Here is a 25235-nt window from a genome sequence, read left to right on the forward strand (position 1 = left end):
ATTCATCCGCTCACAGGAGGATCCGATGGATCTCAGCTTCACCAAGGAAGAAGTGGCGTTTCGCGACGAAGTGCGCGCGTTCTTCAGGGACAACGTGCCGCCGGCGACGCGCCAGAAATTGCAGGAGGGCCGTCATCTCGGCAAGCAGGAGATGATCGACTGGTGGCGCATCCTGAACAACAAGGGCTGGGGCGTGTCGCACTGGCCGAAGGAATATGGCGGCACCGGCTGGAGCTCGGTGCAGCATTACATCTTCAACGAGGAACTGCAGATGGCGCCTGCGCCGTCGCCGCTCGCCTTCGGCGTCAGCATGGTCGGCCCCGTGATCTACACCTTCGGCAATGAACAACAGAAGAAGCATTACTTGCCGCGCATCGCCAATGTCGACGACTGGTGGTGCCAGGGTTTCTCGGAGCCGGGCTCGGGCTCCGATCTCGCCTCGCTCAAGACCAAGGCCGAGCGCAAGGGCGACAAGTATATCGTCAACGGCCAGAAGACCTGGACCACGCTGGCGCAGCATGCCGACTGGATCTTCTGTCTTTGCCGCACCGATCCTTCCGCCAAGAAGCAGTCGGGCATTTCCTTCATCCTGATCGACATGAAATCGAAGGGCATCACGGTGCGTCCGATCCAGACCATCGACGGCGGCCACGAGGTCAACGAAGTGTTCTTCGACGACGTCGAGGTGCCGGTCGCGAACCTGGTCGGCGAGGAGAACAAGGGCTGGGACTACGCCAAGTTCCTGCTCGGCAATGAGCGCACCGGCATTGCCCGGGTCGGCGTTTCCAAGGAGCGCATCCGCCGCATCCGGGAATTGGCGGGCCAGGTCGAATCCGGCGGCAAGCCGGTGCTGGAAGATCAGGCCTTCCGCGAAAAACTCGCCGCGGTCGAGATCGAGCTGAAGGCGCTCGAACTGACGCAGCTTCGCGTCGTCGCCGACGAGAACAAGCACGGCAAGGGCAAGCCCAACCCGGCGTCCTCGGTGCTCAAGATCAAGGGCTCGGAAATCCAGCAGACCACCACCGAGTTGCTGATGGAAGTGATCGGCCCGTTCGCCGCCCCCTACGACGAGCATGGCGACGACGGCAGCAACGAGGCGATGGACTGGACCGCGCAGATCGCGCCGAGCTATTTCAACAACCGCAAGGTCTCGATCTACGGCGGCTCCAACGAGATCCAGCGCAACATCATCACCAAGGCGGTGCTGGGGTTGTAGCCGTCATTCCGGGGCGCGCGTCAGCGCGAGCCCGGAATCCATACTCCCGATCGTGGTTATGGATTCCGGGCTCGCTCGCTTCGCTCACGCCCCGGAATGACGAGATATGTTTTGAATACGGGGAAAATAAAAAATGGATTTTGATCTGTCCGAGGAGCAGCGGCTTCTCAAGGAAAGCGTCGACGGCCTGCTCAACAGTTCCTACAGCTTCGAGGCGCGCAAGAAATACGGCGCCGAGAAGGGCGGCTGGAGCAGGAACGTCTGGGGCAAGCTCGCCGAGCAGGGCCTGCTCGGCCTGCCGTTTGCGGAAGACGATGGCGGCTTCGGCGCCGGCGCGGTCGAGACCATGATCGTGATGGAAGCCTTGGGCAAGGCGCTGGTGCTGGAGCCGTATCTCGCCACCGTCGTGATCGGCGGCGGCTTCCTGCGCCGCGGCGGCTCGGCCGAACAGAAGGCCGCGCACATTCCCGGCATCATCGAAGGCACCAAGACCTTTGCCTTTGCGCAGCTTGAGAAGAACTCGCGCTACGACCTGCAGGACGTTTCGACCTCGGCCAAGAAGAAGGGCAACGGCTGGGTGATCGACGGCGAGAAGTTCGTGGTGCTCAACGGCGAGGCGGCCGACACGCTTGTCGTGACCGCGCGCACCAAGGGCGGCCGGCGCGACGCCGGCGGCATCGGCGTGTTCATGGTGCCCGGCAACGCCAGGGGCATCGCGAAAAAAGGCTATCCGACCCAGGACGGCCTGCACGCCGCCGACATCACCTTTACCGGCGTCGAGGTCGGCGCCGATGCCGCGATCGGCGATCCCGACAACGGCCTGCCGCTGATCGAGCGCGTGGTCGACGACGCCCGCATCGCGATGTGCGCCGAGGCGGTCGGCGCGATGGACGAATCGCTCAAATCCACCGTCGAGTATCTCAAGACCCGCACCCAGTTCGGCGTGCCGATCGGCAGCTTCCAGGTGCTGCAGCATCGCGCCGCCGACATGTTCGTCGCGGTCGAGCAGGCCCGCAGCATGTCGATGTTCGCGACCATGGCGTCCGATTTCGACGACGCCAAGGAGCGCGCCACCGCGGTGGCGGCGGCCAAAGTGCAGATCGGCAAGTCGCTGAAGTTCGTCGGCCAGCAGGCGATCCAGCTCCACGGCGGCATCGGCATGACCCAGGAGGCCAAGATCGGCCATTACTTCAAGCGGCTGACCATGATCGAGAACACCTTCGGCGACAGCGACTATCACCTGCGCCGCGTCACCGCGAATGGCGGGTTGATTTAGTCGCGTCATTCCGGAGCACGACGAAGTCGCTCGTGCCTGAGTGACGGCGCTATTCTCCCTCGCCCCGCCCTTGCGGGGAGAGGTAAAGACTCAGACCGTCTCAGGATGACGGCGTCGTTCGCGGAGAAAGTCAAAATGAGAAACACCCCGTTCGATCTCACCGGCAAGGTCGCCGTCGTCACCGGTTCGAGCCGCGGCATCGGGCGTTCCTCGGCGGAGCTGATGGCGCGCCTTGGCGCCAGGGTGGTGATTTCCAGCCGCAAGGCCGATGCCTGCGAAGAGGTCGCTGACGACATCCGCAAGGCGGGCGGCGACGCCCATGTCATCCCCTGCAACATCTCGCGCCGCGACGAAGTCGAGGCGCTGATCGCCGGCACCACGAAACACTACGGCAGGATCGACATCCTGGTCTGCAACGCGGCCGTCAATCCCTATTACGGCCCGCTGCTCGACATCACGGACGAGGCCTTCGACAAGATCATGGGCTCCAACGTCAAGAGCAACATCTGGCTGTGCGCGCTGGCGATCCCGCAGATGGCGGCGCGGGGCAACGGCTCGGTCGTCATCATCTCCTCGATCGGCGGGCTTCGCGGCTCGACCGTGATCGGCGCCTACGGAATTTCCAAGGCGGCGGATTTTGCGCTGTGCCGCAGCCTCGCCGGTGAATGGGGCCCGAAGGGCGTGCGCGTCAATTGCGTGGCGCCGGGTCTGGTCAAGACCGATTTCGCCAAAGCCTTGTGGGAAGACGAAGAGCGCCTGAAGCGCCGCTGCGCCACTACGCCCTTGCGCCGGATCGGCGAGCCCGACGAGATCGCAGGCGCGGTCGCCTATCTCGGCTCCGACGCCTCCAGCTTCATGACCGGACAGACCATCGTGGTCGACGGCGGCGTAATGACAGCGTCGGCGTAGCGCTTTCTTCCCTCTCCCCTTGTGGGAGAGGGTGGCTGCGATGCGCAGCATCGCAGACGGGTGAGGGTCTGTCTCCGCGAATTCAGTGTCCGCCGTGAGAGAGCCCTCATCCGGCGCCGTCCTGCTATAGAACGGCGACCGAAGGTCGCCTATGCCACCTTCTCTCAGAAGGGGAGAAGGGAAGAAATCGCGCGCTGCCGCCATATTGACGAACCAATCCCAATCCGCTTGCCTGCCGCCAATAAAACCACTCGGGAAAAACGCCAGGAAACACCATCATGTCCCACGTGCTGGCCATCGATCAGGGCACCACATCCTCGCGCGCGATGGTGTTTCGCGCCGACATCTCCGTTGCCGCGTCGGCGCAACAGGAATTCCCGCAGCATTTTCCGGCCTCCGGCTGGGTCGAGCACGAGCCCGAGGACATCTGGACCTCGACCATCGCCTGCTGCCGCGATGCGATGAAGAAGGCCGGCGTCAGCGCCAAGGACATCGCCGCCATTGGCATCACCAACCAGCGCGAGACCACTGTGGTGTGGGACCGCGCCACCGGACACGCCATTCACCGCGCCATCGTCTGGCAGGATCGCCGCACCGCCGACATCTGCGCGCAATTGAAGAGCGAAGGCCACGAGCCCGCGATCACGGCCAAGACCGGCCTCATTATCGATCCCTATTTCTCCGGCACCAAAGTGGCCTGGATCCTCGATCATGTCCCGGGGGCGCGCGCGCGTGCTATGCGCGGCGAGCTATTGTTCGGCACCGTCGATTGTTATCTGTTGTGGCGTCTCACCGGCGGCAAGGTTCACGCATCAGACGCCACCAACGCCTCGCGCACGCTGCTGTTCAACATCCACACCGGCGCATGGGACGATGAACTGCTGAAAATCCTGCGGGTGCCCCGCGCGATGCTGCCTGAGGTAAAGGACTGCTCCGGCAAGTTCGGCGACAGCACGCCTGATCTGTTCGGCGGCGCGATCGCGATCTCCGGCATCGCCGGCGACCAGCAGGCCGCCACCATCGGCCAGGCGTGCTTTGCGCCCGGCATGATCAAGTCGACCTACGGCACCGGCTGTTTCGCGCTGCTCAACACCGGCACCACGCCGGTGAAATCGAACAACAAGCTGCTGACGACGATTGCCTATCAGTTGAAGGGCCAGCGCACTTATGCGCTCGAAGGTTCGATCTTCGTCGCGGGCTCGGCGGTCCAATGGCTGCGCGACGGCCTCGGTATCATCAAGCAGGCGGCGGAAACCGGCGAACTCGCCGGCAAATCCGATCCCACCCAAAGCGTCTACCTGGTGCCGGCCTTCGTCGGCCTGGGGGCGCCCTACTGGAATCCGCGGGTGCGCGGCGCGCTGTTCGGGCTGACCCGCAACACCGGCCCGGCCGAATTCGCCCATGCCGCGCTGGAAAGCGTCTGCTACCAGACTTCGGATCTGTGGGCCGCGATGCGCGCCGACTGGCCGGAGGCGAAAACCGCTCATGTCGTGCTGCGCGTCGACGGCGGCATGGCGGTATCGGACTGGACCATGCAGCGCCTCGCCGACTTGCTGGACGCCCCGGTCGACCGTCCGATGATCCAGGAAACCACCGCACTCGGGGCCGCCTATCTCGCCGGGCTCGCCGCCGGCGTCTATCCCGAGCCGTCAAAGTTCGCCGACACCTGGCGGCTGGAACGCCGCTTCAAGCCGGCGATGAGTGCTGCGACACGCGAGCGAAAGCTTGCCGGGTGGGCGCGGGCGGTGAAGGGGGTTTTGGCGAGCGATGAGGGGGAGGGGTAGTGCTTCTCGGTCATCATTCCTGAGGGCCGGCTTTGCCAAAGGAGCGTGGCCCGGCGAAAACTCGGTCGCAATCGCCTGCAGCCATTCATCACTTGTTTAATAAATCGTGGAATCGATAGACCCGACAGGTCAGGAGATTGCTGTAGCTATGTGGTGGCTCTTATCGGTGCTTATGCCTTGCGTGGCCGCGTGGTTTGCCACCAAGCTCATGAACCGGGGCGACTTCGATCCCACGTACTTCCTGGCTTCGCTTTCGGGGGCGCTGGTGTTTCCGTTCGCCGCTGCGCTCCTGTCCTGGGATCTTTTCGGTCGCGCGATCGACGCTGGCGCATTTTATGATTTAAAGCCGCGTTGCGCTGGCGCTTTCATCGGCTGCCTCGTCTTTGACGCCGTGAAGGCGTTTCGAGCCTAAGGCTCTAGGGCGGTGGCTCAAGGCAGCGGCGCGTCACTTTTTCGCCGTATGCAACGCAGTCAATCCACGTATGTAGACTTCCACCGCCATGCTGTAGCTCTCATCGTAATCCAGCGGCTCAATGAAAGAGGCGGCCATCTCGTGCAGGACGAAGCCACGAACCAGCGCCCGTAAAATCCTGAGTGCATGGATCGCCGCATCGCCCGTCAGCCCGACGCCGGCAAAAACGCCGAGGACGAAGCGCCCCAGCGATTCGCCTTCGTGGTGCCATTCCGGAGAATCCACGGTCGGATTTCTGAAGGTCGCCGCTGACAGGCCGGGGCGATCACGGGCGTATGCCCGCATGGCGAAAGCCACCGCGCGCAGCGCCTCTTCACCGGATTTTCCATCGGCTGCGGCTTTGAGGCTTTGATGCAGTTCCCGATAACCCTTGATTGCCAGGAATCGCCGCATCTCGGGAATGGTGTCGATCCTTTCCGACAGCAGTGACTCGATCTCAGCCGAAAGATCCGCCGCGATCAATTGATCCCAGCGGGTCGGCTCGTAGAGAAGGTCCCGCACGGAAAGCTTCGGCTCTGACATGGGGTCAGCCCCTCGTTGGATATCAGAACAGCACCAATGCCGGGTTCCGACTAATAACAAAAGGGTGATTCCGGGTTCCCGCGATTTCCTCCTGTGGGCGTGATCCCTACGCTGTTTGCCAGCACCGGCGAGGTGATCGATTGAATTGTCCGCTTCTGGAACTTTTCGGACGCGGCGCGATGCGTGGCTTGAGTCCGTAACGCGTTTCAAAGCAGACGTCGGCCGAATTAACAGGTTCACGCCTTGATCTACCCGACGGGCAAATCAGCCATTTGGCTGTCAAGCCCGGTCCGCAAAAATATTCGGATTTACAGAAGTGAAGATCAGGTCCATATCAACCCCGTCCACCCCACAGAGGGGCGTATCGCGATCGTCACGGACGCGGGGTTGGATGCAGTGGACGCCGAAGCTCGCTTGACGAATCGTGCTGACGCGGACGGCGAAGTCGTGTGGTCCTGACACCCCGACGCTGGTGTCAAGTCGGCGGAATTATCCGCTGGCGACGGTGGCAACAAAGCCCGGTCACCGGGGAGAGCGCGAAATAAGCCGTAAAACCATTGTGCGGGGAATGCCGGGTGATTCCGGTGTGACCGTGGTGACTTTGCTGGCATAGCTTGTTTTTCTGCCCTGCCAGGCTGCGGGCGCATTGGGCGCCCGGCATTCCCTGCGCCCTCTCTTAAGAGGGTAAGGAATTCTGGCAGAGCTCGGGCGAAATCGCGCCGCGAGAATGCGGACTCATAGCTGCTCTTTGAAAATTGAATCCCCATGCCATCATCGTTCGCGAGCGTGGGTTCTGCGTCATTCTGAGAGCGCGCTCTTTGCGAGAGGCCGATTTGCCCTACCTGCGCTTCGGCAAGTGTAGTACTGCTGCCCCCGCTCAAGCAAAAATAACAGGTCTCGGCGATGGTATGGAATCCACAGCAGTATCTGAAATTCTCCGGACACCGGTTGAGGCCTGCAATCGATCTTCTGATGCGGATTCCGGATTTTTTGGTGCGAAGCGTCGCCGACCTTGGCGCCGGGGCCGGTAACGTCACCAAATTGTTGAAGGAGAGATGGCCGGACGCGGTCGTCGTCGGCGTCGAAGGCTCATCCGAGATGGTCGCGGCCGGGAGACAGGCGGCGCCCGCGGTCGAATGGCTGCAACAGGATTTGGGATCATGGCAGCCGCCGCAAAAATACGACGTCGTGTACTCCAATGCGGCGCTGCACTGGTTGCCCGACCATGCCAGGTTGCTTCCTTCAATATTGGAAAAAGTCGAGCCCGGAGGCATCCTCGCCGTGCAGATGCCGCGCAATTTCGCGGCGCCTTCGCATCTGCTGATCGCGGAAACCGCCTTGAACGGGCCATGGCGAAGCCGGCTCGAGCATCTCGTGATGCCGCCGCCGGTCCATGAGCCTGCATTCTATCATGCCGTGCTGGCGCCGCTGTCCAAGAACATCGATATCTGGGAGACCGAGTATCTGCAGATCCTCGAAGGGGAAAATCCGGTCAAGGAATGGACCAAGGGCACGTGGTTGACGCGGTATCTGGACATCCTTCAAGGCGAGGAGAAAGCCGCCTTCGAAACGGCTTACGGCGAGCGCGTTGCGAAAGCCTACCCGCGAAACCCCGCCGGCCAGACGCTGTTCCCGTTCCGGCGGCTGTTTATGGTGGTGCAGCGCAAGGGCTAAATGTCGCGGAGCCGCGCAAGCGGGGTCGAGCCGGCAAGCCCGTGATTTTGTTTGCGCGCCGGCCATGGGCTTGATTTTGTGCCCCCGCCAATTCGGCTTAGGTCTAGTTGTTCCAACGCCGGTTTGCTGCCACTACACCTACCCGGAAAACCAAAAGAACCGGTTTCCGTGTCAACCGGGAGGAGAGTTCATGCGCCGATTAATTCTTGCGAGCTTCGCGGCTGCCCTTTGTCTGGCTCCAGGCCTGGCCGCGGCCCAGGAGCCGATCATCATCAAGTTCAGCCACGTCGTCGCAAACGACACGCCGAAGGGCAAGGGCGCGCTCAGGTTCAAGGAACTCGCCGAAAAATATACCGCCGGCAAGGTCAAGATCGAAGTCTACCCGAATTCCTCGCTCTACAAGGACAAGGAAGAGATCGAGGCGCTGCAGCTCGGCTCGGTGCAGATGCTGGCACCCTCGACCGCGAAATTCGCCCCGCTCGGCATCAAGGAGTTCGAAGCGCTCGATTTGCCCTGGCTGTTCAAGGATGAGGCGACCTACGACAAGGCGATGAAGGGGCCGGTCGGCACGTGGCTGTTCCAGAAGCTCGAGTCCAAGGGCATCAGCGGTCTGGCCTATTGGGACAACGGCTTTCACATGACCTCGGCCAACCGTCCGCTGCTGGTGCCGGCCGATTTCCAGGGCCTCAAGATCCGCATCTCCGGCTCCAAGATTGCCGACCGCTATTTCCGCGACGTCGGCTCGATCCCGCAGATCATGGCGTTCTCGGAAGTCTACCAGGCGCTGCAGACCGGCGTGGTCGACGGCTGCGAGAACACGGCGTCGAACTACCTGACGCAGAAATTTTATGAAGTGCAGAAAGACGTCACGGTCTCCTATCATGCGCACCTGCAATATGCCGTGATCGTCAACTCGAAGTTCTGGAACGGATTGCCGCCGGATATCCGCAAACAGCTCGACAAGGCGATGGAAGAGGCGACCGATTACACCAACTCGATCGCGGTGAAGGAAAACGAAGACGCGCTGGCCGAGATCAAGAAGTCCGGCAAAACCACCCTTCACTATCTGACCGATGACCAGCGCAAGGCCTGGCAGACGGCGATGCGGCCGACCTATGCGTGGGCCAAGGGCCGCGTCGGGCAGGAGGTGCTCGACCTCGTCGCCAAGGAACTCTACATCAAGATGAACTGACGGCGGGCTTTGGCATAGCAAACAGGACAACGGTCGGGAGTGATCGCACTCCCGGCCGTTTCGGTCTGAGACGGGGGACTAGCGTGCTTAAAGTGCTCAATCGAGCGCTCAACCATTTGGAAGAGTGGCTGATCGCCACCCTGATCGCTGCGGCGACCGCGCTGATCTTTTTCGCCGTGCTGCACCGCTATGGGACCGGCCTCTCGATCGATCTGTCGAAATGGCTGGCCGCGCGCGGCGTGCCCGTGCTGCCGGAGATGCTCAAGGACATTTATTTGTGGCTTGCCGCCCTCGATGTCTCATGGGCGCAGGAGCTCTGCATCTACATGTTCATCTGGATGGCCAAGTTCGGCGCGGCCTACGGCGTGCGTACCGGCATCCATGTCGGCGTTGACTTGCTCGTCAACCGGGTGCCGGCGCGTTCGCGCAAACAGGTGATCCTGTTCAGTCTGCTGTGCGGTGCGTTTTTCACCGGGATGATCGCGAGCTTCGGCGGCTCGTTCGTCAGCCAGATGTGGCAGACCGGCCAGCAATCCAACGACCTCGAAGCGCCGATGTGGATCGTCTACCTCGCGATCCCGGTCGGCTCAGGCCTGATGTGCTTCCGCTTCCTGCAGGTGGCGTGGTTCTATTACCGGACCGGCGAACTTCCGCATCACAACGAGGCGCAGGTCGAGGGCATCGAGGTGACCGCCCCGGCGTTGCACCCTCTGGCGGCCGGTCCGAACGAGGACCTGCGTGGCAAGGCGAGCCCACTCGGATTGATCCTGATCCTGGCGCCGATATTGATTCTGACGATCTGCCTCGGAGAGAAGGCAGGCATCATCGTCATGCCGCAGGCGATGCGCGCCGGCACGATCTTCGTGCTGCTGATCGCGCTGATGCTGACCGGCATACCGGTTTCGATCGCGCTTGGTCTCACCGTGCTCACCTTCCTGTTCACGCTGACGACGGTTCCGATTGAAGCGGTATCGATGAAGCTGTTCACCGGAATCGAGAGCTTCGAGATCATGGCGATCCCGTTCTTCATCCTGGCTGGCAATTTTCTGACCCATGGCGGTGTCGCGCGGCGGATGATCAACTTCGCGACATCCCTGATCGGGCATTGGCACGGTGGATTGGGGCTCGCCGGCATCGTGGCCTGCTCGATGTTCGCACTTGTTTGCGGTTCGAGCGTCGCCACCGTGGCCGCTGTCGGGGCGATCGTTTTGCCCGAGATGGTGCGGAATGGCTATCCGATGCGATTTGGCGCCGGCATCATCACGGTTGCCGGCTCGCTCGGTATCCTGATGCTGCCGTCGATCCCGAAGATCATCTATGCGATCTCCACCGGCACATCGATCGGCGCGCTGTTTGTGGCAGGTCTTTTGCCCGGCTCTCTGTTGACCGCGATGCTGTGCGGGGTGACCTGGTATTTGGCCCGGAAGCGAAACTATCCACGGATGACCAGGGCGAGCTGGGGCGATACCCTTCATGCGTTCCGGGAAAGCATCTGGGGTCTGATGCTGGTCGTCATCATCATCGGCGGCATCTACAGCGGCCTGTTCACCGCGACGGAAGCCGCTGCGATGGCAGCGGTCTATTCGTTCTTCATATCGGTATTCGTGTACAAGGCTCTGAAGTTCAAGGATGTGCCGCGGGTGTTGCTGAAGGCCGCCAACACCAGCGCGATGCTGCTGTATATCGTGACCAACGCGGTATTGTTTTCGTTCGTTCTCAGCAACGAGAATATTCCTTCCGCGCTCGCCGACTGGATCACAGCTCAGGATCTCGGCTGGGTCGGTTTCCTTCTGCTCGTCAACGTATTGCTGCTGCTGGCCGGCAATTTCATGGAGCCGACCTCGATCATCCTGATCATGGCTCCGATCCTGGCGCCGGCGGCGAAGCGGCTGGGCATCGATCTGGTCCATTTCGGCATCGTGATCGACGTCAATATGGAGGTTGGCCTTTGCCACCCCCCGGTCGGCCTCAACCTGTATGTCGCATCGATGATCGCCGGCATGCGGATCACCGATCTGGCCATGGCCGTCATGCCGTGGCTGCTCACGATGCTGGTGTTTCTTGTAATCGTAACCTATTGGCCTGGACTAACCCTCTGGCTTCCGACTGTGCTCGGCATGCATTAGGTAAATTTGCGCGACCGGGTGGCCCGCAATAGTGGCAAGCCTGTTTGGACGAAGCTACCCGGCCCGCACGGCCTTCTTGCGATAGGCGAGGTGCACCGCGCAGGTGCAGCCCGGCGGATGCGCGGCCAGTTCCGGCGATGTCGCGTCGTTGGCCGGCGCCAGCGTCGGGATCGGCTCTTTCGTCGAGCGTCCCCGGCTGTCCTGCCCCGGAATATAATTCAGCACCGGCGCCAGCCAGCGCTCGGTCTCGGTGATGCTCCAGTCCTTGCGCGCGGCGTAGTCCTCGACCTGGTCGCGCTCGATCTTGCCGACACCGAAATAAAAACTTTCCGGATGACTGAAATAAAGCCCCGACACCGACGAGCCCGGCCACATCGCATAATTCTCGGTCAGCTTGACGCCGACGGTGTTCTCGGCGTCGAGCAGGCGGAACAGCGTCGCCTTCTCGGTGTGATCAGGCTGCGCGGGATAACCGGGCGCGGGACGGATGCCCTTGTATTGTTCGAGGATCAACTGGTCGGGCGTCAGCGTCTCGTCCGGCGCGTAGCCCCAGAATTCGCGGCGCACGCGGGCGTGCATGCGTTCGGCAAAGGCTTCGGCAAGACGGTCCGCCAGCGCCTTGCACAGGATCGAGGAGTAATCGTCATTGGCACGCCTGAAGCGGTCGGCGACGATGTCTTCGCCGATCCCGGCGGTGACCACGAAGGCGCCGATATAATCCGGCACGCCGCTCGCTGCGGGGGCGATGAAATCCGACAGTGCGGCGTTGAAGCGGCCTTCGCGTTTCTCGAGCTGCTGGCGCAGGGTGTGGAACGTCGCGATCCTGGTTTTACGCGTATCGTCGGCATAAACCGCGATGTCGTCGCCCTCGGCATTGGCCGGCCAGAAGCCGATGGTGGCCTGTGCCTTGAACCAGTTCTCCTTCACGATGAGGTCCAGCATCTTGCGGGCGTCGGCATACAGCGAGCGCGCGACTTCGCCGACTTTTGCGTCGTCGAGAATGGCGGGAAAGCGCCCGGTCAGCTCCCAGGTCTGGAAGAACGGCGTCCAGTCGATGTAATCGGCCAGCTCGGCGAGGTCGTAATCCCCAAAGCTCTTGATGCCCAGGAACGCCGGCTTTTTTGGCGGCGCCTTGGCAAAATCGATGGTGACGGCGTTGGCACGGGCATCCGCCAACTTCACGCGCTTCTTGTCAGCTTGCGCGCGCAAATGCGCCGCCGAGATCTTGGCGTAATCGGCGCGCACCTCGGCGGCATAGGCCTCGCGCCGCTCCGGCGACAGCAGCGACGAGGCGACGCCGACGGCGCGGCTGGCGTCGTTGACATGGACCACCGGGCCGTTTTTGTAGTTCGGGTCGATCTTGACCGCGGTATGGACCCGGCTGGTGGTGGCACCGCCGATCAACAGCGGCACGTTCATGCCCTGCCGCTCCATCTCGCCGGCGAGGAAGCTCATCTCGTCGAGCGAGGGCGTGATCAAACCGGAAAGGCCGATGATGTCGGCGCGCTCGGCTTTAGCGGTCTCGATGATCCGGGAGGCCGGCACCATGACGCCGAGGTCGATCACCTCGAAATTGTTACATTGCAACACGATGCCGACGATGTTCTTGCCGATGTCGTGGACGTCGCCCTTCACGGTGGCGAGCACGATCTTGCCGGCGGAGTTGCGGCCGTCGCCTTCGACGCCATTGGCGAGGTTGCGCGCCTTCTCCTCTTCCATGAACGGCATCAGGTAGGCGACCGCCTGCTTCATCACGCGGGCGGATTTCACCACCTGCGGCAGGAACATCTTGCCGTCGCCGAAGAGATCGCCGACCACGTTCATGCCAGCCATCAGCGGGCCTTCGATGACGTTGAGCGGACGCTCGGCGAGCTTGCGGGCGTCCTCGGTATCCTCTTCGATATATTCGGTGATGCCGTGCACCAGCGCGTGGCTCAGCCGCTTGTCGACCGGCCATTCGCGCCAGGCCAGATCGGTCTCCTTGGCCTGCTTCTCCTTGCCGCGGAATTTTTCGGCCAATTGCAGCAGCCGCTCGGACGCGCCGGGATCGCGGTTGAGGATCACGTCCTCGCATACTTGGCGCAGTTCGGGGTCGATGTCGTCATAGACGATCATCTGGCCGGCATTGACGATGCCCACGTCCATGCCGGCATGAATCGCGTGATACAGGAATACCGAATGCATGGCCTCGCGCACCGGCTCGTTGCCGCGGAATGAGAACGAAAGGTTGGAGACGCCGCCGGAGATATGGGCAAGCGGCAGGTTCGCGCGGATCCAGCGCGTCGCCTCGATGAAATCGACGCCGTAGTTGTTGTGCTCCTCGAGCCCGGTGGCGATCGCAAAGATATTCGGATCGAAGATGATGTCTTCCGGCGGGAAATTGATTTGGCCGACCAGGATGTCGTAGGCGCGCTTGCAGATCTCGGTCTTGCGCGCAAAGGTGTCGGCCTGGCCGGCTTCGTCGAACGCCATCACCACGACGGCGGCGCCATGACGCCGCGCGATGGTGGCCTCGTGAATGAACTTGGCCTCGCCTTCCTTCATCGAGATCGAATTCACCACCGGCTTGCCCTGCACGCATTTCAGGCCGGCTTCGATCACGGCGAATTTCGAGGAGTCGACCATCACGGGCACGCGGGCGATGTCCGGCTCGGCGGCGACGAGATTGAGGAACGTCACCATCGCGGCTTCGGAATCCAGCAGGCCTTCATCCATGTTGACGTCGATGATCTGGGCGCCGTTCTCGACCTGGTCGCGCGCCACCTGCAGTGCTGCGGTGTAGTCGCCGGCGGTGATCAGTTTGCGGAATTTCGCAGATCCCGTGACGTTGGTGCGCTCGCCGACGTTGACAAAGGGAATCGCGGGCGTCAGTTCGAACGGCTCCAGCCCCGAGAGCCGCAGGCGCGGTTCGATCATGGGAACTATGCGCGGGCGCTGCGGCGCGACCGCGGCGGCAATCGCCGCGACGTGTTCCGGCGTGGTGCCGCAGCAGCCGCCGACGATGTTGACGAGGCCGGCGCGTGCGAATTCGCCGATCAGCCGGGCCATGAATTCTGGGCTCTCGTCGTACTGGCCGAATTCGTTGGGCAGGCCGGCATTGGGATAGGCGCAGACCAGCGTATCGGCGACGCGGCCGATGTCGGCGATATGCGCGCGCAAATCCTCGGCGCCGAGCGCGCAGTTGAAGCCGACGGTGAGGGGTTTGGCGTGGCGCACCGAATTCCAGAACGCCTCGGGCAATTGCCCCGACAGCAGCCGGCCGGACTTGTCGGTGATGGTGCCGGAGATCATCACGGGAACATCGAGGCCTCTAGCCTCCGCGATCTCGGCGATCGCATAGAGTGCTGCCTTGGCGTTGAGCGTGTCAAAGATGGTCTCGACCAGCAAAAGGTCGACGCCGCCGTCCAGCAGGCCCTTGACCTGCTCGCCGTAAGCGGTGCGCAGATCATCGAAGGTGACGGCGCGGAAACCGGGGCTGGAAACATCGGGCGAAATCGACGCGGTGCGGTTGGTCGGGCCGATGGCGCCGGCGACAAAGCGCGGTTTGCCGTCCTCGGCGGTGACGCGCTCGGCGGCGGCGCGTGCCAGTTTCGCGCCTTCGAGGTTCATCTCATAGGCAATGCCGGAGAGGTCGTAATCGGCCTGCGCGATCGAGGTCGAGGAAAAGGTGTTGGTGGCGACGATGTCGGCGCCGGCGCGCAGGTAGTCGGCGTGGATGTCCAGGATCGCTTTCGGCTGCGTCAGGATCAACAGGTCGTTGTTGCCGCGCAGGTCGCGGTGGAAAACCTTGAAGCGCTCGCCGCGAAACGCGGCCTCGTCGTAGTCGAGGCCCTGGATCATGGTGCCCATGGCGCCGTCGAGCACCAGAATCCGCTCGCGGGCAGCCGCCAGCAAAGCGATACGTTTGGGAGAAACCGGAACAGTCATCGGATCAGGCGGCTTTCTGCGCGCCATTCGGGCGGATGCCGAGCAAATGACTGATCGCGAATACGAGGTCGGCGCGGTTCATGGTGTAAAAGTGAAAAGTGTCGATGCCGTGCTTGGCGAGCTTCTGCACCTGGCCGGCCGCGACGGTGGCAGCAACCAGTTTGCGGGTTTCTGGATCGTCGTCGAGGCCCTCGAATTTCTCCGCGAGCCAGTTCGGCACGGTGGTGCCGGCGCGGGTCACGAAGGCTCTTGCCTGCTTGAAATTGTGCATCGGCATGATGCCCGGCACGATCGGAATCTCGATGCCGCGCGCCCTGACACGGTCGAGATAGCGGAAGTAGAGATCGTTGTCGAAAAAGACCTGGGTGATGGCGCGGGCTGCGCCGGCATCGACCTTGGCCTTCAACATATCGATGTCGGCATCGAAGTCGCGGCTTTCCGGATGTTTCTCGGGGTAGGCGGAGACCGAGACCTCGATGTCGCCATGCTGCCGCTTGATGCCGGCGACGAGATCCGCCGAGGTGCGATAGCCGTCCGGATGCGTGGTGTAGGCGGTGCCGATGCCGCCGGACGGATCGCCGCGCAGCGCAACGATATGGCGGACGCCGGCGTCGTAATAGCGGCCGACGATGTCGTCGATCTCGCCGCGCGACGCACCGACGCAGGTGAGGTGTGCCGCCGGCAGCAGGCTGGTTTCGGACAGGATGCGGGTGATGGTCGAATGGGTGCGCTCGCGGGTCGATCCGCCCGCGCCGTAGGTCACCGAGACAAAGGAGGGCTCCAGCGGCGCCAGGCGCTTGATGGTCTCCCACAGGCTGCGCTCCATCTCCTCGGTCTTTGGCGGAAAGAACTCAAAGGAAATGGCCGGGAGTTTTTGCCCCGCATGGCGGTCTTGCGGGGCGGGCGTAATCTCGGTCATGGCACCACAAACTCCGCTCAGGGCTGTAAACTGCGTCCAGCTTGGTTGCAGACCCCTAAAATAAGCCAAAGAAGGCTTTCCATATAGCCCATTGCTGGTGGGAAATTGCCCAATTTTTGCGGATAATATGGTGAGAGATCAAAATTATGTAATTGTTGGGCAAGCTTCGAGAGCAACTGAATTTCCATAGAAGATTTAATTAGTGCTTTATTTACAAGCCAAAGAGTGAAGTTCTCTTGCGAAAGACCTTCAGGCCCAGTTAGTGGGCAGTACATGATTAAGAATCATATCAGAAATATCGTCCCACCCATCCATCCAGGAACGGCCTACCCGTCCCATCGGGTGCGCGACTGGTCTGCGCATCAGGCCCCTTTGTGCGCTCGATCCGAGGCACTAGCTTAGCGCCATGATCCCTCTTTCCATCCTCGACCTCTCCGTCGTCACCACCGGCACCAAGCCCGCTGCGGCGTTGCGCAACAGCATCGATCTGGCGCGCCACGCCGATGCGCTCGGCTACCTGCGTTACTGGCTGGCCGAGCATCACAACCTCGCCTCGGTGGCGAGCCCGGCGCCCGACCTCATGATCGGGCAGATCGCTGCGGTGACGAGCCGCATCCGGGTCGGCTCCGGCGGCGTGATGCTGCCCAACCACGCGCCGCTGATGGTGGCCGAACGCTTCAAGATGCTGGAGGCCCTGTTTCCCGGCCGGATCGATCTCGGACTGGGACGCGCGCCGGGTACCGACGGGGCCACAGCCTACGCGCTGCGCAGCCGGCTCGATCGCCGCGAGGGTGACGATTTTCTCGAGCGCCTGCATGAATTGACGCTGTGGGAGACCCGCGATTTCCCGCCCGGCCATCCCTTCAACAACGTGATCGCGATGCCCGACGACGTGCCGCTGCCGCCGATCTGGCTGCTTGGCTCCAGCGATTACAGTTCGGAACTCGCAGCGCAAGTCGGCATGGGCTTTGCGTTCGCACATCATTTTGCGTCCTATGATGCGGTCGAGGCGCTGACCAACTATCGTCAGCGCTTCAAGCCGTCGGGCTGGCGCTCGACGCCCTATGGCATTCTTGCGGTCGCCGCGATTGCGGCCGACACCGACGCGGAAGCCGAGCGGTTGGCGTCGTCGATGGATCTCAACCGGCTGCGCCGCGACCGCGGCCAGTATTTGCCGTTGCCGAGCGTCGAGGAAGCGTTGGCCCATCCCTACACCGACGCCGAGCGTGGCTCGATCGCGCGCAATCGCTCGCGGCTGTTCGTCGGCAGTCCCGCCACCGTGATGGCGAAGCTGCAGCCGATGATTGCGGCGAGCAAGGCCGATGAGTTGATGGTCATTACCGCGGTGTACGATCACGACGCCCGCAAGAAATCGTACGATCTGCTGGCGGATGCGTTCGGGCTCGGCAACAAGGCCGCAGCATAAGGTTGATCGGCCAATCGGATGGCGCCCACTATCTCTCGCCGCGCAGCGTTGGCAGGCCTCGCCGCCACGGCCGCCTGCGGTCCTGCCATCGCCGAGACGATTGACGACGGTGCGGTGACCGGCAATGGCGCCGGTCCGACATTCTCTCCCACCGGCCCGAACGCCGATCTGTACGGTGCCGCCGAGGGTTTTCCCGCTCCCAGTTCTCTAAGGGCCCGACTGCATGGCAACCCCTTTGAGCCAAACTACCGCGTAGGCGCTTTCAGCCATTTCGGTGAGATTTATACGACGCGGAAGATCGAGCGCGCCGCCACACCGTGGATGTTCAAGCGTTCGCTCGCGGAGTTGCGCTATTCGTACAAGGGCAAGCCATCTTCCCTGACCGAATATTTGTCGCGCAATCCCGTCACCGGCCTTTTGATCGCGAAGGACGACCGGATCCTGTTCGAGCATTATCAATACGGCCGAACCGATCGCGACCGGATGCTTTCGCAGTCGATGGTGAAATCGATCACTGGGATATTGATCGGCATCGCCGTTTCCGAAGGCGCGATCAAATCGGTCGACGACACGCCGGAGACCTATGTCCCGGGCTTCAAGGGCACCGAATACGGCAGGACACCGATCCGCGATTTGCTGCACATGTCTTCCGGTGTTGATTTTGGCGAAGAAAGAGACGACAGCCGCGACCTCAATCGCTTGTGGGGCGACATGATCAGAGGGTCGTGGTTCTCCCAAAAAGGCACGGTCGCCAGCATCGCGCAATTCAACCATCGGATCGCTGCGCCGGGCACGCGATACTATTACGCCAGCATCGAACCCGATGTGCTCGGCGTGGTGCTCCACAACGCCGTGAACAAGTCGGCATCGGATTATCTGCAGGAAAAAGTATGGCAACCGATCGGCGCCGAAGCCGATGCTTCGTGGTTCCTGGATGCGGAGGGCTTTGAGGTCGCGCATTTCGGTTTCAACGCCGTGCTGCGCGATTACGCGCGGCTCGGACGCCTGCTTGCCTATGACGGTGCGTGGGAGGGCAAAGAGATCATTCCGGCGCAGTGGATGCTGGAGGCGACCACGGTGCGGCCGTCCGACAGCTATTTGCTGCCGGGCAAAGCCATGCCGGATTTCGGTTACGGCTATTTTCTGTTTCTGCTTCCCGGCAAGCGGCGCCAGTTCGCGTTCTCCGGCGACCTCGGCCAACGCGTCTGCGTCGATCCGGCCTCGAAGCTGGTCATGGTCCAGACCGCTCTTGAAACCCGTCCCGAGGTCTGGCGCCTGTGGTCGGCGGTGGTTGAGCAGTTCGGCTAAAGCCGGCCGTTATTCCTGCTTCTCGCTGAACGTCGCCCTGAATGGATGGCCGGGATAGACCCCGACGATCCGGAATTCACGCGAGAAGAATTTCAGCTCCTCCAGCGCGAATGCAAGATTCCTGTCGTCGGGATGGCCGTCGACGTCGGCATAGAACTGGGTGGCGAAGAAATTGCCGTCGACCATGTAGCTTTCCAGCTTGGTCATGTTGACGCCGTTGGTGGCAAAGCCCCCCATCGCCTTGTAGAGCGCGGCGGGCAGGTTGCGCACCCGGAAAACAAAAGTCGTGACCAGCGGCCCCGAGCCCTGTTTGGCCCAGTTCGCCTCGCGCGCCAGTACCACAAAGCGCGTGGTGTTGTGGGTTTCGTCCTCGACGTCCTCGGCCAGGATATCGAGGCCATAGATCTCCGCCGCAAGGCGCGAGGCGATCGACGCGCAACTCTTGTCGCCGCGCTCCGAGACGATACGCGCACTTCCCGCGGTGTCGCCGGATACGACCGGCTTGATGCCGAGCTTGCGGATGATGCGGCGGCATTGCCCGAGCGCATGGACGTGGCTCTCCACGGTCTTGATATCGGCGAGCCTGGCGCCGCGCGGCGCCATCAATTGATGGTGGATCGGCTCGAACCATTCGCCGACGATGAACAGGCCGGATTGCGGCAGCAGATGGTGAATGTCGGCAACGCGTCCGGCGACCGAATTTTCGATCGGGATCATGCCGAGGTCCGCCTCGCCGGAAGTGATGGCGGCCAGTGCGTCTTCGAAGGTCGGGCAAGCCAGCGCCTCGGCGTCGGGATAGGCGTTGACGATGGCGATATGCGAATTCGCGCCCGGTTCGCCCTGGAATGCGATCTTCATGGCTTTGGTCGTTGCCTTGGTCATTGTTGCAGTCATGGCCGCCTTGTAACAGCCGCTCAGCTTTTCGCCAGTAGGAGGCGGGTGGTCGCGAGGTCTTCGGGGGTGTCGACGCCGCGCGGCACGGTATCGACGATCATGGCGTCGATCCGCATGCCGGCCTCCACGGCCCGGAGCTGCTCGAGTTTCTCCTGCCGCTCCAGGGCGGAGGGCGGCAGCGCCACGAAACGCTCCAGTGCCGCGCGGCGATAGGCATAAAGGCCGACATGATGGTAGCGCGGCCCGTCCCCCCAGGGGGCGGTGGCGCGGGTAAAGTAGAGTGCGCGCAGCCGCCGCTCGCTCACCTGCGAGCCGACCATCTTGACCACGTTCGGGTTGATGCTCTCTTCCTCGGTATGGATTTCGGCGGCCAGCGTTGCGATATCGACCGCGGGGTCGGCAAGCGGTGCCAGCACGCTGCGGATGTTGTCGGGCAGGATGGTCGGAAAGTCGCCTTGCAGGTTGACGACGATGTCGATCCTGCCTTGCGGATCGAGCTTGCCGAGGGCCTCGTAAATCCGGTCCGATCCGGAAGGATGATCGGCGCGGGTCATGACAGCTTCAAAGCCGTGGGATTTGGCTACCGCGGCGATTTCCGGTGTATCGGTGGCGACCGCCACCCGGCCGATTTGCGCGGCCTCGGCACGGCGCAGGACATGGACGATCATCGGCAGGCTGGCAATATCCAGCAGCGGTTTGCCGGGCAGGCGCGTGGCGGCCATGCGGGCGGGAATCAGCACCAGAATGCGGGTTTCGGTCATGGGAGCGGTCTTGAGAACGGCTTGGGGACGAGGGCCGGCCCCGGTTGATAACGGGCCGTAAATGATGGGGATTGGCCGGAAGTTGGCGCATTTATACGGGTTGCCAGAGCGCGGGCAAACCGATATCTGATCGTGGCTTGGGGTGCGGTGCGAAAGCCTGATTCCTGATGCTCAACCGCGGCCGCTCAGCCGGCCTGAAGTCGACCTTACGGCCCGGAGCCGAGCGAAAATGGACTCCTTCGAACTCAATAAAATTCTCGGTGCCATTCTGGGCACCTGCCTTGTTTTGCTGATAATGAGCTTCTCGGCCGGAGCGATTTTTGCGCCCGTGATACCGGAAAAGCCGGGTTATGAGATCGCCGTGAAGGAAGAGGCGTCGGCCGCCGGCAAGGAAGCCGCACCCGCGCCCTCCGAACCGATCGAGAAACTGCTGCAGACCGCCTCGGTCGAGAAGGGCGCCGCTTCGGCCAAGAAGTGCGCCGCCTGTCACACCTTCGAGAAGGGCGGCCCGAACCGGGTCGGGCCGAATCTTTACGGCATCGTCGGCGACAAGAAAGGCGAGGGACGCGGGGGTTTCAATTTCTCCGCCGCGATGAAGGCCAAGGGCGGTACCTGGAGCTATGACGACCTCAACCAGTTCATTGCCAATCCCAAGGGCTTCGTCCCCGGCACCGCGATGGGCTTTGCTGGAATCCCGAAGGACAGCGAGCGCGCCGACGTGATCGATTATCTGCACACGCTTTCGGATAGTCCGGTTCCGCTGCCGACCGCGGCGAAATAACCTTGCGACGGTTCTGGTTGAACTTCTACGTAAAGTCCGGCAGCGGCCAGGCATTGCCTGGCCGCTTTTGCATCTGAGCTTCGCCTCGTCATTTTGATGCGACGGCTCGCGCTTTTGTTATCGGGACCTTTCGCCGCAGAAACCCCTGTTACGGGGTGCTATCATGGGCAAAAAGCAACATAATCCGTCGAATCCTTGCCTTATATTACGCCCTCAATAGCGCTCCGCACCCACAGGAATTCTCCATTTGGCAATCACCCGACGACATCTTTTGCAGAGCGGGGCGTTTGCCGCGGTTGCCCCTACTTTGGGAGCGACGATCGGTCTCCCGACCGCAAGCCCGGCGAGCGCGCAGACCGCAACAGGCGCACCAAGTTGGCGGCACGCGTTGTCGATGTTTGGCGACGTCAAATATCCCGCCGGCTTCGAACACTTCGACTACGTCAATCCGGGCGCGCCGAAGCAAGGCATCGTACGTCTGTTCGAACTCGGTACTTTCGACAATTTCAACATCGTGATCCAGGGATTGAAAGGGTCGATCGCCGGCGGCGCCACCTTGATAAATCAAACGCTGACGACCAGGTCGCTGGATGAACCGGGGACGGCCTATGGGCTGCTTGCGGAAGCGGCCAGCTATCCCGACGATTTTTCGTACGTCATCTATCGATTGAACGCTGCGGCGCGCTGGCACGATGGCAAGCCGGTAATCCCGGCCGACGTCATCTTCTCGTTGGATGCGTTCAAGAAGAACAGTCCGATGTTCAGCGCCTACTACCGGCATATCGTCAAGTGCGAACAGGCCGGCGAGCGCGACATCAAATTTACTTTCGACAGGCCGGGCAACCGCGAACTTCCCTCGATCGCTGGCGAGTTCCCGGTGCTGCCGAAGCACTGGTGGGAAGGCACCGATGCGCAGGGGCGCAAGCGAGACATCACGGCGACGACGTTGGAGATTCCGCTGGGGTCTGCGGCCTATCGTATCAGGGAGTTTGAAGCAGGCCGCACGCTGGTGCTTGAACGGGTCAAGGATTATTGGGGGAAGGATTTTCCGCACAGCGCCGGCCAGGACAATTTCGACGAGCTTCGGTTTGAATTCTTTCGCGACGACACGGTTGGGCGCGAGGCCTTCAAGGCCGATCAGATGGACTGGTTTACCGAGCGCAGCGGCAAGCAATGGTCGACGGCCTACGATTTCCCCGCCGAGCGCGAAAAACGCGTCATCAAGGAAAAATTTCCCGATGCGAGTTCGGGGCACATGCAAGGCTTCGCGTTCAATCTGCGCCGGGCAATATTTGCGGATGTCAGGGTCCGCCGCGCATTCAATTATGCCTATGATTGGGAGGAGTCGGACCGGCAGCTCTCGAACGGAGAGTACCATCGCGACAGCAGTTATTTTGACGGCATCCCCGAACTCACCTCGTCGGGACTTCCCGAGGGTCAGGAGCTGCAGATTCTCGAAACGGTGCGCGACAAGGTGCCTGCCGAGGTCTTTACGATGCCGTACAAAAATCCGGTCGGCGGCAATCCGGAAGCCGCCCGCAACAATTTGCGCGAAGCCACACGGCTTCTGAAAGAGGCCGGCTTCGAAATTCGCGACCGCAAACTCGTCGGCGCCGACGGCCGGCCGGTCGCCGTCGAATTTCTGAGCCAGGACCAAGGCGATGAACGTGGCATTCTTTTCTACAAGCCTTATCTGGAGCGGCTTGGCCTGACCGTGAATATTCGCACCGTCGACAGTGTGCAGTATCAGAATCGCTTGCGCAGTTTTGACTTCGACATCACCACCTATGGGTGGGGACAATCACTTTCGCCAGGCAACGAGCAACGCGATTTCTTCGGGTCGGAGTCGGCGGATCGGCCCGGTTCGCGAAATCTTCCCGGCATTAAAAATCCTGCAGTCGATGCCCTGATAGACCGTATCATCTTCGCCAAGGATCGCGCGGAACTGATTGCGAGTTGCAAGGCGCTGGATCGGGTATTGCTCTGGAATTGTTACGTCGTCCCGCAATTCGCCGCCGGATTTCAGCGCGCCGCGCGCTGGGATCGCTTCAGTCATCCGGAGCCTTTGCCAAAATACGGTGTTACCGGATTTCCCTCCCTGTGGTGGTGGGATGCTGAAAAAGCCGCCAAAACGGGCAAACGATCTTGAATAGCCCTTATCGAAAGCTCTCGCTTTCTCGCAGGCATATACTCGGGCTCGGTGTCGGCGCGCTGAGTGCGACACAGTTTCGGCCCGCGATGGCGGCCGATGCCGATGCCGAGGTTCATGGCATCTCGGCGTTCGGCGATCTGAAGTATCCGGCCGACTTTCCCCACTTCGACTATGTCAATCTTGCCGCACCGAAAGGCGGGATGTTTTCGACGATTCCCTCGGAGCGCACCTACAATCAATCGTTTCAGACGTTCAATTCGCTCAACGCCTTCATCCTCAAGGGCGAGGGCGCGCAAGGCATGGACCTGACGTTTGCGACCCTGATGGCGCGCGCCGGCGACGAGCCGGACGCGTTGTACGGCCTTGCCGCCAGATCGGTGCGGATTTCAGCCGACAAGTTGACCTATCGCTTCACGATGCGGCCGGAGGCGAGGTTCCACGACGGCGCGAAAATGACGGCGCACGACGCCGCCTTCTCCCTGACGACGCTCAAGACCAAGGGTCATCCGCTGATCCTGCAGCAGATGCGCGACATGGTGAAGGCCGAGGCGCCCGATGAGGCGACCCTGATCGTCACTTTCGCGGAAAAGCGCGGGCGCGACGTGCCGCTCTATGTTGCGAGCCTGCCGATCTTCTCGCAATCCTATTACGCGACGCGGCCGTTCGACGAATCGACGCTCGATACCCCGCTGGGATCCGGGCCCTACAAGGTCGGAAAGTTCGAGGTCAACCGCTACATCGAATTCGAGCGGATCAAGGATTGGTGGGGAGCCGACCTGCCGGTCAGCCGCGGCAGCTTCAATTTCGATATTGTGCGTTACGAATTCTACCGCGACCGCGATGTCGCGTTCGAGGGCTTCACGGCGAAGAATTACCTGTTCCGCGAGGAGTTTTTGTCGCGATTGTGGGCGACGCGCTACGATTTTCCTGCGATCAAGGACGGCCGTGTCAAACAGGAAATCCTGCCCGACGACACGCCGTCGGGCGCGCAGGGCTGGTTCATCAACCTGCGGCGCGACAAGTTCGGGGATGTGCGGGTGCGCGATGCCTTGACGCTGGCGTTCGACTTCGAATGGACCAACAAGACCATCATGTATGGCACCTATGCGCGCACCCAGTCGCCGTTCCAGAATTCGGACATGATGGCCAACGGACCGCCGTCGCCGGAAGAGCTCAAGCTGCTCGAGACGTTTCGCGGCCAGGTGCCGGACGAAGTGTTCGGCCTGCCCTTCGTGCCGCCGGTGTCGGACGGATCGGGGCAGGACAGGACGCTGCTGCGCAAGGCCTCGCAACTGCTTGCCGATGCCGGGCTCGCCATCAAGGACGGCAGGCGGGTGCTGCCGAATGGCGAGGCTTTCAAGATCGAGTTTCTGACCGATGACACCACGTTCCAGCCGCACCATGCGCCCTATATCAAGAACCTCGGCACGCTCGGGATCGAGGCAAGCCTGCGGATCGTCGATGCCGTGCAATACCGCGCCCGGGTGGAAGATTTCGATTTCGACATGACCGTCGAGCGCTTCAGCATGTCGGCGACCCCGGGCGACGCCATGCGTCCGTTCTTTTCGTCGCAGGCCGCCGCCACCAAAGGATCCTACAACCTTGCCGGCATTGCGAATCCGGTCCTCGATGCCCTGATCGAGCGCATCATCGCCGCCGACAACCGGGCTGACCTGACGACCGCGTGCCGGGTGTTCGACCGGGTGTTTCGCGCCGGGCGCTATTGGGTGCCGCAATGGTACCGCACCACGCACCCGCTGGCCTACTGGATCGGGTTCGACCATCCGAAGAATTTGCCGCGCTATCAGATCGACAACTATTCTTCCAGCCTTGGGGAGCGCACCCTATGGTGGTGGGACACCGCCAAGGCGGCGAATTCCAGGCAGGCAAAGTAGT

The 25235-nt window shown here is 62.0% G+C and carries 20 protein-coding genes; 14 read left to right on the plus strand and 6 right to left on the minus strand.

What is annotated here, in order from left to right:
- Positions 1 to 25: 25 nt before the first annotated feature.
- The 5 genes from pimC to E7813_RS25820 all read left to right on the plus strand — a co-directional run bounded on the left by pimC (position 26) and on the right by E7813_RS25820 (position 5597).
- Positions 26 to 1216: a pimeloyl-CoA dehydrogenase large subunit gene (gene pimC / locus E7813_RS25800; protein WP_291578131.1), complete on the plus strand. Its 1191-nt coding sequence runs from the start codon at positions 26 to 28 to the stop codon at positions 1214 to 1216.
- A gap of 133 nt (positions 1217 to 1349) precedes the next feature.
- The gene (gene pimD / locus E7813_RS25805) at positions 1350 to 2492 is read left to right on the plus strand and encodes a pimeloyl-CoA dehydrogenase small subunit (protein ID WP_291578132.1); all 1143 of its coding nucleotides are present in this window, start codon (positions 1350 to 1352) and stop codon (positions 2490 to 2492) included.
- A 135-nt stretch (positions 2493 to 2627) separates the two neighbouring features.
- Entirely contained in the window at positions 2628 to 3401 is a 774-nt protein-coding gene (locus E7813_RS25810; RefSeq protein ID WP_291578133.1) for an SDR family oxidoreductase, read from the plus strand.
- Positions 3402 to 3679: 278 nt separating this feature from the next.
- Positions 3680 to 5185, plus strand: coding sequence for a glycerol kinase GlpK (gene glpK, locus E7813_RS25815; protein WP_291578134.1), 1506 nt, complete (start codon positions 3680 to 3682; stop codon positions 5183 to 5185).
- Positions 5186 to 5333: 148 nt separating this feature from the next.
- Positions 5334 to 5597, plus strand: a complete 264-nt coding sequence (locus E7813_RS25820) for a hypothetical protein (RefSeq protein ID WP_291578135.1) — start codon at positions 5334 to 5336, stop codon at positions 5595 to 5597.
- 33 nt (positions 5598 to 5630) lie between these two features.
- Here E7813_RS25820 and E7813_RS25825 read toward each other — a convergent pair whose 3' ends face one another.
- A complete protein-coding gene (locus E7813_RS25825; RefSeq protein WP_291578136.1) occupies positions 5631 to 6179 on the minus strand; it encodes a TetR-like C-terminal domain-containing protein in 549 nt (182 codons plus the stop codon).
- Between the two features lie 243 nt (positions 6180 to 6422).
- On the opposite strand from E7813_RS25825, the gene E7813_RS25830 reads away from it, so the two are divergent.
- From E7813_RS25830 to E7813_RS25845, 4 genes are all read left to right on the plus strand, one after another.
- Positions 6423 to 6638, plus strand: a complete 216-nt coding sequence (locus tag E7813_RS25830) for a hypothetical protein (RefSeq protein WP_291578137.1) — start codon at positions 6423 to 6425, stop codon at positions 6636 to 6638.
- Between the two features lie 444 nt (positions 6639 to 7082).
- The gene (locus E7813_RS25835; protein ID WP_291578138.1) at positions 7083 to 7853 is read left to right on the plus strand and encodes a methyltransferase domain-containing protein; all 771 of its coding nucleotides are present in this window, start codon (positions 7083 to 7085) and stop codon (positions 7851 to 7853) included.
- A gap of 190 nt (positions 7854 to 8043) precedes the next feature.
- Positions 8044 to 9045 carry a DctP family TRAP transporter solute-binding subunit gene (locus E7813_RS25840; RefSeq protein ID WP_291578139.1) on the plus strand — a complete coding sequence of 334 codons (1002 nt, stop codon included), beginning with the start codon at positions 8044 to 8046 and terminating at the stop codon, positions 9043 to 9045.
- A gap of 83 nt (positions 9046 to 9128) precedes the next feature.
- The gene (locus tag E7813_RS25845) at positions 9129 to 11171 is read left to right on the plus strand and encodes a TRAP transporter large permease subunit (protein WP_291578140.1); all 2043 of its coding nucleotides are present in this window, start codon (positions 9129 to 9131) and stop codon (positions 11169 to 11171) included.
- A gap of 54 nt (positions 11172 to 11225) precedes the next feature.
- Here E7813_RS25845 and metH read toward each other — a convergent pair whose 3' ends face one another.
- From metH to E7813_RS25860, 3 genes are read right to left on the minus strand one after another with little or no spacing between them, the layout of a single operon-like run.
- Positions 11226 to 15098: a methionine synthase gene (gene metH / locus E7813_RS25850; protein WP_291578141.1), complete on the minus strand. Its 3873-nt coding sequence runs from the start codon at positions 15096 to 15098 to the stop codon at positions 11226 to 11228.
- Between the two features lie 4 nt (positions 15099 to 15102).
- Positions 15103 to 16017: a methylenetetrahydrofolate reductase [NAD(P)H] gene (metF, locus tag E7813_RS25855; protein ID WP_291578142.1), complete on the minus strand. Its 915-nt coding sequence runs from the start codon at positions 16015 to 16017 to the stop codon at positions 15103 to 15105.
- Between the two features lie 17 nt (positions 16018 to 16034).
- Positions 16035 to 16292 carry a hypothetical protein gene (locus E7813_RS25860; protein WP_291578143.1) on the minus strand — a complete coding sequence of 86 codons (258 nt, stop codon included), beginning with the start codon at positions 16290 to 16292 and terminating at the stop codon, positions 16035 to 16037.
- Positions 16293 to 16423: 131 nt separating this feature from the next.
- Between E7813_RS25860 and E7813_RS25865 the strand changes: the two genes are divergently transcribed.
- The gene (locus E7813_RS25865; protein WP_291578144.1) at positions 16424 to 17443 is read left to right on the plus strand and encodes an LLM class flavin-dependent oxidoreductase; all 1020 of its coding nucleotides are present in this window, start codon (positions 16424 to 16426) and stop codon (positions 17441 to 17443) included.
- 18 nt (positions 17444 to 17461) lie between these two features.
- Positions 17462 to 18751 (plus strand): serine hydrolase, encoded by a 1290-nt coding sequence (locus tag E7813_RS25870; RefSeq protein ID WP_291578145.1) that lies wholly within the window; start codon positions 17462 to 17464, stop codon positions 18749 to 18751.
- Positions 18752 to 18760: 9 nt separating this feature from the next.
- Here the strand turns inward: E7813_RS25870 and E7813_RS25875 are convergent, their stop codons facing one another.
- Together E7813_RS25875 and E7813_RS25880 are read right to left on the minus strand one after the other, a co-directional pair.
- The gene (locus tag E7813_RS25875; RefSeq protein ID WP_291578163.1) at positions 18761 to 19609 is read right to left on the minus strand and encodes a prephenate dehydratase; all 849 of its coding nucleotides are present in this window, start codon (positions 19607 to 19609) and stop codon (positions 18761 to 18763) included.
- Positions 19610 to 19665: 56 nt separating this feature from the next.
- On the minus strand, positions 19666 to 20406 hold the full coding sequence (locus E7813_RS25880; RefSeq protein ID WP_291578146.1) for a 3-deoxy-manno-octulosonate cytidylyltransferase: 741 nt from the start codon (positions 20404 to 20406) through the stop codon (positions 19666 to 19668).
- Between the two features lie 229 nt (positions 20407 to 20635).
- On the opposite strand from E7813_RS25880, the gene E7813_RS25885 reads away from it, so the two are divergent.
- From E7813_RS25885 to E7813_RS25895, 3 genes are all read left to right on the plus strand, one after another.
- Positions 20636 to 21187, plus strand: a complete 552-nt coding sequence (locus E7813_RS25885) for a cytochrome c family protein (protein ID WP_291578147.1) — start codon at positions 20636 to 20638, stop codon at positions 21185 to 21187.
- A gap of 247 nt (positions 21188 to 21434) precedes the next feature.
- Positions 21435 to 23336, plus strand: a complete 1902-nt coding sequence (locus tag E7813_RS25890; protein ID WP_291578148.1) for an extracellular solute-binding protein — start codon at positions 21435 to 21437, stop codon at positions 23334 to 23336.
- A complete protein-coding gene (locus tag E7813_RS25895) occupies positions 23333 to 25234 on the plus strand; it encodes an extracellular solute-binding protein (protein ID WP_291578149.1) in 1902 nt (633 codons plus the stop codon). Before E7813_RS25890 ends, E7813_RS25895 begins: the two co-directional genes overlap by 4 nt.
- Position 25235: the final 1 nt, after the last annotated feature.

The organism is Bradyrhizobium sp. (assembly GCF_004799405.1).
Taxonomy (GTDB): domain Bacteria; phylum Pseudomonadota; class Alphaproteobacteria; order Rhizobiales; family Xanthobacteraceae; genus Bradyrhizobium.